The organism is Streptomyces sp. SN-593 (genome assembly GCF_016756395.1).
Taxonomy (GTDB): domain Bacteria; phylum Actinomycetota; class Actinomycetes; order Streptomycetales; family Streptomycetaceae; genus Actinacidiphila; species Actinacidiphila reveromycinica.
Window position 1 is genome coordinate 8,630,653 of the sequence record NZ_AP018365.1, and the last position, 9,937, is coordinate 8,640,589.

The 9,937-nt window shown below is 76.6% G+C and carries 1 protein-coding gene; it reads left to right on the plus strand.

What is annotated here, in order from left to right:
* The first annotated feature begins 8 nt into the window (after window positions 1-8).
* A complete protein-coding gene (locus RVR_RS36030; RefSeq protein ID WP_202238202.1) occupies window positions 9-9,935 on the plus strand; it encodes a type I polyketide synthase in 9,927 nt (3,308 codons plus the stop codon).
* The last annotated feature ends 2 nt before the right edge of the window (window positions 9,936-9,937 follow it).

The following is a 9,937-nucleotide window of genomic DNA, read 5'->3' on the forward strand; positions in this document are numbered from 1 at the left end:
AGGCTGCGGTGGCAAACGAAGAGGCTCTGCGCGACTACCTCAAGTGGGTGACCACGAACCTGCACGAGACGCGTGAACACCTGCGCGAGGTGGAGGAACGCCGTCACGAGCCGCTGGCGATCGTCGGGATGAGCTGCCGCCTGCCCGGCGGCGTCCACGACCCCGAAGGGCTCTGGGAACTGGTCGCCTCCGGTACCGACGCCGTCGCGGCGCTCCCCACCGACCGGGGCTGGGACCTCGTCGAGGAGCTGTACGGCCTCGAACCGGACCCGGAGGGCAGGCGCCAGGGCGGGTTCGTCCACGACGCCACCGAGTTCGACGCCGGCTTCTTCGGCATCAGCCCCCGCGAGGCCCAGGCGATGGACCCGCAGCAGCGCCTGCTGCTGGAGGTCTCCTGGGAGGCGCTGGAGCGCGCCGGCCTCGACCCCCGCACGCTGCGCGGCTCGCGGACCGGCGTCTACGCGGGTGCCTCCTTCTCGGGCTACGGCCTCGCGCTCGCGATCCTGTCCGGAGGCGACGGCGGCTCCGACGGGTTCGGCCTCACCGGCCAGGCGGGCAGCGCGATCTCCGGGCGGGTGTCCTACGTCCTGGGGCTGGAGGGCCCCGCCGTCACCATCGACACCGCCTGCTCGTCGTCGCTGGTCGCCCTGCACCTGGCCTGCCAGGCCGTACGCGACGGCGAGTGCGACATGGCGCTGGCCGGCGGCGTCGCGGTCATGGCCGACCCGGGCGCCTACGCCGAGTTCGGCAAGCAGGGCGGCATGGCCGCCGACGGCCGCTGCAAGTCCTTCGCGGACTCCGCCGACGGCATCGGCTGGGCCGAGGGCGCGGGCATCGTCGTGGTCGAGCGCCTGTCGGACGCCCGCCGCCACGGGCACCGGGTGCTCGCCCTGGTCGCGGGCTCCGCGGTGAACCAGGACGGCGCGTCCAACGGTCTGACCGCGCCCAACGGCCCCGCCCAGCAGCGCGTCATCCGCGCCGCGCTCGCCAACGCCCGGCTCGGCGCCGACCAGGTCGACGCCGTGGAGGCCCACGGCACCGGCACCACGCTGGGCGACCCGATCGAGGCGCAGGCGCTGCTGGCGACCTACGGCCAAGGGCGGCCCGAGGACAGCCCGTTGTGGCTCGGTTCGGTGAAGTCCAACATCGGCCACGCGCAGGCCGCGGCAGGCGTCACCGGCGTGATCAAGATGGTGCAGGCGCTGCGGCACGCGGCGCTGCCCGGCACCCTGCACGTGGACGAGCCGTCGTCCCACGTCGACTGGTCGGCCGGCAGCGTGTCCCTGCTGTCCGGGCTGGCCGAGCCGATGCCGTGGCCCGAGACCGACCACCCGAAGCGGGCCGGCGTCTCGGCCTTCGGGGTCAGCGGCACCAACGCGCACGTCATCCTGGAGGAGGCTCCCGCCCCCGGGAGCGACGACGACGAGGGCTCCGACGACGACGGGGTGGGCTCCGGCGAGAGCTCTGGCGAGGGCTCCGGCGCCCCCGAGGCACACGCGGTGGAGGCCGCCGCGGCGGACGGCGGGGGGCGGCCGGAGCGCTCGCCGGAGGTGCTGGGCGGCGCGGGCGGCCCGGCCGCCACCGTCGCGTGGCCGGTGTCGGGCCGCACCTCCGCGGCCCTGCTCGCGCAGGCGGCCCGGCTGCGGGCGTTCGCCCTGGAACGGCCGGACGTGGCGGCGGCGGACGTGGCGTGGTCGCTGGCGACGACGCGGTCGGCGTTCGAGCACCGCGCGGTGGTGACCGGAACCGGGCACGGGGAACTGCTCGCGGGCCTGGCGGCCGTCGCGGCGGGCGAGCCGGCGGCGGACGTCGTCTCCGGGGAACTCCCGGGGACCGACCCCGGCCGGGTGGTGTTCGTGTTCCCGGGTCAGGGGAGTCAGTGGGTGGGGATGGGTGCCGAACTGGCCGGGGTGAGTCCGGTGTTCGGGGCGCGGTTGGCCGAGTGCGAGACGGCCCTCGCTCCCTTTGTGGACTGGTCGTTGCGTGAGGTGTTGGCGGGTGGGTCGGGTGCGCCTGGTTTCAACCGGGTGGATGTGGTGCAGCCGGCGTTGTGGGCGGTGATGGTGTCGTTGGCGGCGGTGTGGGAGGCGGCCGGGGTGGCGCCGGATGCGGTGGTGGGCCATTCGCAGGGGGAGATCGCGGCTGCGGTGGTCGCGGGCGTGCTGTCGTTGGAGGACGGTGCGCGGGTCGTCGCCTTGCGGAGTCAGGCGTTGCGTGGGCTGGCGGGGCGTGGCGGGATGCTGTCCATCGCGGCCGGGGAGGCCGCGGTGCGGGACCGTATCGCGTCGTATGGCGAGCGGGTGTCGGTCGCTGCTCTCAACGGGCCTGCGGCGACGGTGGTGTCGGGTGAGCCGGTCGCGTTGGAGGAGTTGGCGGCGGCCTGTGAGGCGGACGGCGTACGGGCTCGGGTCCTCCCCGTGGATTACGCGTCGCATTCGCCGCAGGTGGAGGAGTTGGAGGCCGGGATCCGGTCGGCGCTGGCTGGTGTGGCTCCGCGGGTGGGGCGGGTGCCGGTGGTGTCGTCGTTGACGGGTGGGGTGATCGACGGTTCGGCGATGGACGCGGGCTACTGGTACGACAGTTTGCGGGCGACGGTGCGGTTCAGTGATGCCGTCACCGCGTTGGCGGGTGAGGGGCACTCCGTGTTCGTGGAGACCTCCCCCCATCCCGTGTTGACCGCCGCCGTCACGGACACGGTGGAGGCGGCGGTCCCCGAAGGCGACGGCCCGGGCGAGGGCGGCGGGCCGGTGGTGACCGGGACGTTGCGGCGTGACGAGGGTGGTGCGGCGCGGCTGTTGGCGTCGTTCGCGGAGGCGTACGTGCGCGGGGTGGCCGTGGACTGGTCGGCGGTGCTGCCGGCGGGCGAGCGGGTGGACCTGCCGACGTACGCCTTCCAACGGCAGCGCTACTGGCCGAAGGGTGCCCTTGAGGGCGGCGCGCTCGCGGGGGCGCGGGCGCGGGACGCCACCGGGTCGTGGTGGTACCGCGAGTCGTGGGTGCCGGTGTCCGGGAGCGGTCGGGCGTCCCTGACCGGCACCTGGCTGGTCGTCACGACCGGCGCCGGCCCGCAGGAGCCGGTCGGTGCGTGCACGCGCGCGCTGGCCGCCGCCGGGGCGGAGGTGGCCGTCGTCGAGACCGGCACCGGGGACGTGACCCGCGCGCAACTGGCCCGGCTGGTCGCGGAGTCCGCCGGCCGCGAGGTTGCCGGAGTGGTGTCGCTGCTCGCGCTGGACGAGGAGCCCAGGAAGGATCTGCCGCTGGTCTCGCGCGGGCTGGCCGGATCACTCGCGCTGGTGCAGGCCCTCGGCGACGCCGGGATCGGCGCGCCGCTGTGGATGGTGACGTCCGGCGCGGTGGCGCCCGCCGGGACCGGGGCGGCCCGGCACCTGGTCCAGGCCCAGACGTGGGGCCTCGGCCGCGTGGCCGGACTGGAGCACCCGGACCGCTGGGGCGGCCTGATCGACCTCCCGCAGGAATGGGACGAGGCGGCGGCGGAACGGTTCGCCTTCGCACTGGCCGGGAGCGGCGAGGACGAACTCGCGATCCGGCCGAGCGGGGTCCTCGCCCGCCGTCTGGTCCGCGCGTCGCCGCCCCGCCGCCCCGAGCGGCCCTGGACGCCGTCGGGCACCGTGCTGGTGACCGGCGCCAGCGGCGCGATCGGCCCGCACCTGGCGCACTGGCTGGCCGGGCGGGGCGCGCCCCGGCTGGTCCTGACGACGCGGCGCGGCGCGAACGTCGCCGGGATGGGGGCGCTGGCGGCCGGGCTCGCCGAGGCGGGCAGCGACGTCGGCGTGCTCGCGTGCGACGTGTCCCGGCGGGACCAGGTCGCCGGGCTGCTGGAGCGGATCGGCAGCGGCGGACCGCGCCTGTCGGCGGTGGTGCACGCGGCCGTCGCGGGCGACCTGATGTCGCTGGAGGCCACCGGCACCGAGGACCTTGCCGTCGCGCTGGGCGGCAAGGTGGCCGGAGCACGCTGGCTGGACGAGTTGACCGCGGACGCCGGCCTCGACGCCTTCGTGCTGTTCTCCTCGATCGCGGCCACCTGGGGCAGCAGCGAGCACGCGGCCTACGCGGCCGCCAACGCGCACCTCGACGTCCTCGCCGGCCACCGGCGCGCCCGCGGGCTGCCCGCGACCACGGTCGCGTGGGGCGTGTGGGACGCGGGGGAGTGGGTCGGCCAGGACGCCGGCCTGCCGTCGAGCATCTCCCCGGCACGGCTGCGCCGCCAGGGCATGCGGTTCCTGGACCCCGCCCTGGCCCTGGACGCGCTGGACCGGGCGATCGGCGCCCGCGAGCCGTTCGTGGCGGTGGCCGACGTGGACTGGGCGCGCTTCGTACCGGTCTTCACCGCGGCCCGGCGCTGGCGCCTGCTGGACGTCCTCGCGGACGAGGTCGCCCGACAGGACCGGGCCGGGACCTCGGCCGACGCCGACGGCCCGGCGGACCAGGCGGGGCCGTCCGGTCTGGCCGGTCTGGTGGCGGGGTTGGACGCGGCCGGCCGGGAGCGGGCAGTGGTGGAGCTGGTGCGGTCGCACGCGGCCGCGGTGCTGGGGCATGAGAACGCGTCGGAGGTCGGCGCGGGTCGCGCCTTCCGCGACCTGGGCTTCGACTCGTTGACGGCGGTGGAGCTGCGGACGCGGATCAACGGTGCGACGGGGCTGCGGCTGCCGTCCACGGTGGTCTTCGACTACCCGTCACCGCGGATTCTGGCGCGGCACGTGCTCTCCTTCCTGCCCGGCGGCGGCGAGCAGGGCGCCGTGTCCGGGGCCGATGCGCCGGCGGCGGGCCGCCCGGACGACGACCCGGTGGTCGTCACCGGCATGGGCTGCCGGCTGCCGGGCGGCGTGACGTCCCCGGACCTGCTGTGGGACCTGCTCGCCGCGGGCGGCGACGCCACCGGGGAGTTCCCCGCCGACCGCGGCTGGGACCTCGACCGGCTGCTCGGCTCCGGCCCGGACCGCGCCGGGACGTCCTCCGTGTCCCGCGGCGGTTTCGTCACCGGCGTGGCGGACTTCGACCCCGGGTTCTTCGGGATCTCGCCGCGCGAGGCGCTGACGATGGACCCCCAGCAGCGGCTGCTGCTGGAGGTCTCCTGGGAGGCCCTGGAACGCGCCGGCATCGACCCGACCACCCTGCGGGGCCGCTCCGTCGGCGTCTTCGCGGGCGCGACCGCGTCCGGCTACGCGGGAGCGGTCGGCCAGGAGGGCGCCGAGGGGCACCTGGTGACGGGCAACGCGCTGAGCGTCATCTCCGGCCGGGTGTCGTACGTGCTGGGCCTCGAAGGACCGGCGGTCACGCTCGACACCGCGTGCTCCTCCTCACTGGTCGCGCTCCACCTGGCCGCGCAGGCGGTCCGGGCCGGGGAGTGCTCGATGGCCCTGGCCGGGGGCGTCACCGTGATCACCTCCCCCGAGGAGTTCGTCGGGTTCACCCAGCAGGGCGCGCTGGCCGCCGACGGCCGCTGCAAGGCGTTCGCCGAGGGCGCGGACGGCATGGCCCTGGCCGAGGGCGCGGGCATGGTCGTCGTCGAGCGGCTGTCGGACGCGCGGCGCGCGGGCCGTACGGTACTCGCGGTGGTCGCCGGCTCCGCGGTGAACCAGGACGGCGCGTCCAACGGCCTGACCGCCCCCAACGGACCCTCCCAACAGCGCGTCATCCGTGCCGCGCTGGCCGGCGCGGGCCTGTCCGCCGGGCAGGTCGACGTGGTCGAGGCGCATGGCACCGGCACCGAACTGGGCGACCCCATCGAGGCACAGGCCCTGCTCGCCACCTACGGACGGCAGCGCACGCCGGAACGGCCCCTGTGGCTCGGGTCGGTCAAGTCCAACATCGGCCACGCGCAGCAGGCCGCCGGCATCGCCGGTGTCATCAAGGCCGTTCTCGCGCTGACCCACCAGGTCGTGCCCGCCACGCTGCACGCGGACGAGCCGTCCACGCACGTGGACTGGGAGGACGGCCAGGTCCGCCTGGCCACCGAACCCGTCGCTTGGCCGGCCGTCCCCGGCGGAGAACCGCGGCGCGCGGGCGTGTCGGCGTTCGGCATCTCCGGCACCAACGCCCACGTCATCCTCCAGGAACCGCCCACCGCGAGCGGCCCCGACGACACCGGGACCGGTGCACCGCTTCCGTACCGGGAAGGCGCGGCCGACGGCGGCAGGGACTCCGGGGACACCCGCGTCGCGACGGACCGCGGAGCCGGGCGGACCGCGCAGGACCGACCCGGACCCGCGGAGCCGGTGCTCGCACCCGACGTGGAACTGTCGGCGTGGACCATCTCGGCGCGCACCGGCCAGGCGCTGGCCGGCCAGGCCGGCCGGCTGCGCGAACACCTCGCAGCCCGACCGGAACCGGCCCCCGCGGACGTCGCCTGGTCGCTCGCCACGACCCGCTCGCTCTTCGAGCACCGCGCGGTGGTCACCGCCGCCGGCCGCAGGGACCTGCTGGCCGCGCTCGCCTCGGTCGCCGTCGGAGAGCCCGCGGCCGGCGTGGTGGCCGGCGCGGCCCCCGTGGACGGCGACCCCGGCCGGGTCGTGTTCGTCTTCCCCGGCCACGGCAGCCAGTGGGCCGGCATGGGCCGGGAACTGGCCGCGGCCAGCCCGCTGTTCGCGGCCCGCCTGGCCGAGTGCGGCCGCGCGCTGGCCCCCCACACGACCTGGACCCTCGACGACCTGACGGCCGGCCGCGTCGACCTGGAACGCGAGGACGTCCTGCAACCCGTGCTGTGGGCGGTGACCGTCTCGCTCGCCGCCCTCTGGCAGGCCGCCGGCGTCGTCCCCGACGCGGTGCTCGGCCACTCGCAGGGCGAGATCGCCGCCGCCACCGTCGCCGGCATCCTGTCGCTCGACGACGCGGCACTCCTGGTCGCGCGCCGCAGCCGCGCCCTGACGGCGCTGTCCGGCCGGGGCGGCATGCTGTCGATCGCCGAGCCCGAACAGGACGTGCTCGCCCGCCTGGAGCCGTACGCCGGGCGCGTCGGCGTCTCGGTGGTCAACAGCCCCGCCGCCACCGTCGTCTCCGGGGACCTCGACGCCCTCACCGCGCTGGAGGCCGCGTGCGCCGCGGACGCGGTGCGCACCCAGCGGGTGCCGATCGACTACGCCTCGCACAGCGCCGCCGTCGAACCGGTCGCCGACCGCCTCCTCGCCGACCTGGCGCCCCTCACGCCCGCCGCCGGAGACATCCCGATGATCTCCGCGACGACCGCCGAACCCGTCGACGGCACCACCCTGGACGCCGCCTACTGGTACGCGAGCCTGCGCGCCCCGGTGCGCTTCGCCGACGCGGTCACCGCCCTCGCCGCCACCGGCCACGGCGTCTACGTCGAGGTCTCCCCGCACCCGGTGCTCGTCGGCGCGATCAGCAGCACCGTCGAGGACACCGCCGGCGGCCCCGCCCCGGTCGTCACCGGCACCCTGCGGCGCGACGCCGGCGGCCCGGCCCGGCTGCTGGCCTCGCTGGCCGCCGCCCACGTGCGCGGCGTGCCCGTCGACTGGACCGCGGTCCTGCCGGCCGGCCGGCGCGTGGAACTGCCCACCTACGCCTTCCAGCGCCAGGCGTTCTGGCCGGAACCGGCCCCCGACCGGTCCACCGTCGCCGCACCCGGCACCGGGTCGCCCGCGGAGACCGCGTTCTGGGCCGCGGTCGAGGACGGCGACCCGCACGCCCTCGCCGCCGCACTGCACTTGGACACCGGCGGCGCCGTCGACGCCGACCGACCGCTGCGCGAGGCGCTGCCCGCCCTCGCCGCATGGCGCCGACGCGAGCGTTCGCAGGCCCTGACGGCCGGCTGGCGGTACCGGGTGGCCTGGACGGTGGTCCCCGAGACCGCGCCCGGCAGCGGGCCGGCGCCGTCTCAGTTGAACGGACGCTGGCTTGCGGTGGTACCCGCCGGGCATGGTGGCTCCGAGCTGGTCCGCAGGTGTGTCGCGGCACTGGCGGTTCATGGTGCCGAGATCGAGGCGGTTGAAGTGCCGGTGTCCGAGGTGGACCGGTCGGCCCTGGCCACCCGGCTCGGCGCGATCGCCCGCGGACCGGCGTCCGCCGGGGAGTTCGGCGGGTCAGGAAGCGGAACGGAAGAGGGACCGCGGGTCGCGGCCCCGGTAGCGGGGGTGGTGTCGTTCTTGGCTCTCGACGGGCAGCCGACCGCGCACCACCCCGCGGTCACGCGCGGGCTGGCCACCAGCCAGACACTGGTCCAGGCCCTCGGCGACGCGGACGTCACCGCGCCGCTGTGGCTGGTGACCTCAGGAGCCGTCGCCACCCACCCGCACACCACCGGCCCGCACACCACCGGCCCGGCCCACCAACCGGACCCCGCCCGCACCACCCGCCTCGACACCGACCTCGACGCCGACCCGGCCATCGACCCCGTCCAGGCCCAGCTATGGGGCCTCGGCCGCGTCGTCGCCCTCGAACACCCCGACCGCTGGGGCGGGTTGGTCGACCTGCCCGCCGAACCCGACGACCTCACCGGCGCGCGCCTGGCCGCGGTCCTCGCCACCGGCACCGAGGACCAGGTCGCCATCCGCCCGACCGCCACGCTCGCCCGCCGCGTCACCGCCGCCGGCCCGTCCCGCGCGGCCCGCCCGTGGCGACCGGACGGCACCGTGCTCATCACCGGCGGCACCGGCGGGATCGGCGCCCAGGTCGCCCGGTGGGCAGCCGGCCGCGGCCCCGCCGACCTGGTCCTCACCAGCCGGTCCGGCCCCGCGGCCGACGGCGCCGCCGACCTCGCCGCCGGACTCGCCCAGGACGGCACCTCGGTCCAGGTCCTCGCCTGCGACATCGCCCGCCGCTCCCAGGCCACCGGCCTGCTCGACCGGATCGCCCTGGACGGCACCCCGCTGCGCGCGGTCCTGCACGCCGCGGGCACCGGCCAGAGCACCGCCCTGGACGACACCACCGTCGACGAACTCGCCGACGTCCTCGCGGCCAAGGTCGCCGGCGCCGCCCACCTCGACGACCTCACCCGCACCCTGGACCTCGACCGGTTCGTGCTGTTCTCCTCGATCTCCGCGACCTGGGGGAGCGGCCGCCAGCCCGGCTACGCCGCCGCCAACGCCTACCTCGACGCCCTCACCGAGCAGCGCAGGTCACGCGGCCAGGCCGCACAGTGCGTCGCCTGGGGCCTGTGGGACGGCGCCGGCATGGGCGCCCACGACAGCCGCGACTGGCTGGAGCGCTCCGGCCTGCGCCCGATGGCCCCCGAACTCGCCGTCGCCGCACTCGCCCAGGCCATCGACGGCGACGAGGGCCCGATCACCGTCGCCGACGTCGACTGGAACCGCTTCGCCCCCGCGTTCACGCTGCGCCGCCCCAGCCCGCTGCTTGGCGACCTGCCCCAGGTCCGGCAGGCCCTGACCGCCGACCCGGCCGCGCCGGGCACCGGCGCCGCGATCCAGCAGGCCGCGGCCGAACTCGCCGCCCGGCTGACCCGGTTGAACCCCGCCGACCAGGACCGCACCCTCGCCGACCTGGTCCGGGCCGAGGCCGCCGCCGTCCTCGGCCACCCCGGCCCCGAGGCGGTCCACCCCGGCCGGCCCTTCCGCGACCTCGGCATCGACTCGCTGACCGCCGTCGAACTGCGCGACCGCCTCGGCGCCGCGACCGGACTGCGGCTGCCCTCGACGCTCGTCTTCGACCACCCCACCGCCGCCGACATCGCCACGCTGCTGCGCCGCGAACTCACCGGCGCCGGCACCGAGGACGCCTCCGCCCTGGCCGAGCTGGAACGGCTCGAATCCGCCCTGCGGTCGGGCCCGCGCGACGGAGCGGAGCGGTCCGCGGTCGTCGAACGCCTGGAGGAACTGCTCCTGGACCTCAGGGCCGGGGACGAGGACGACCCGACGGCGGCAGGCGAGGACCTCGACCTGGCCTCCGACGACGAGATGTTCGAGCTGGTGGAGAAGGAACTGGGCGCGCCGGAGTCCGACTAGCC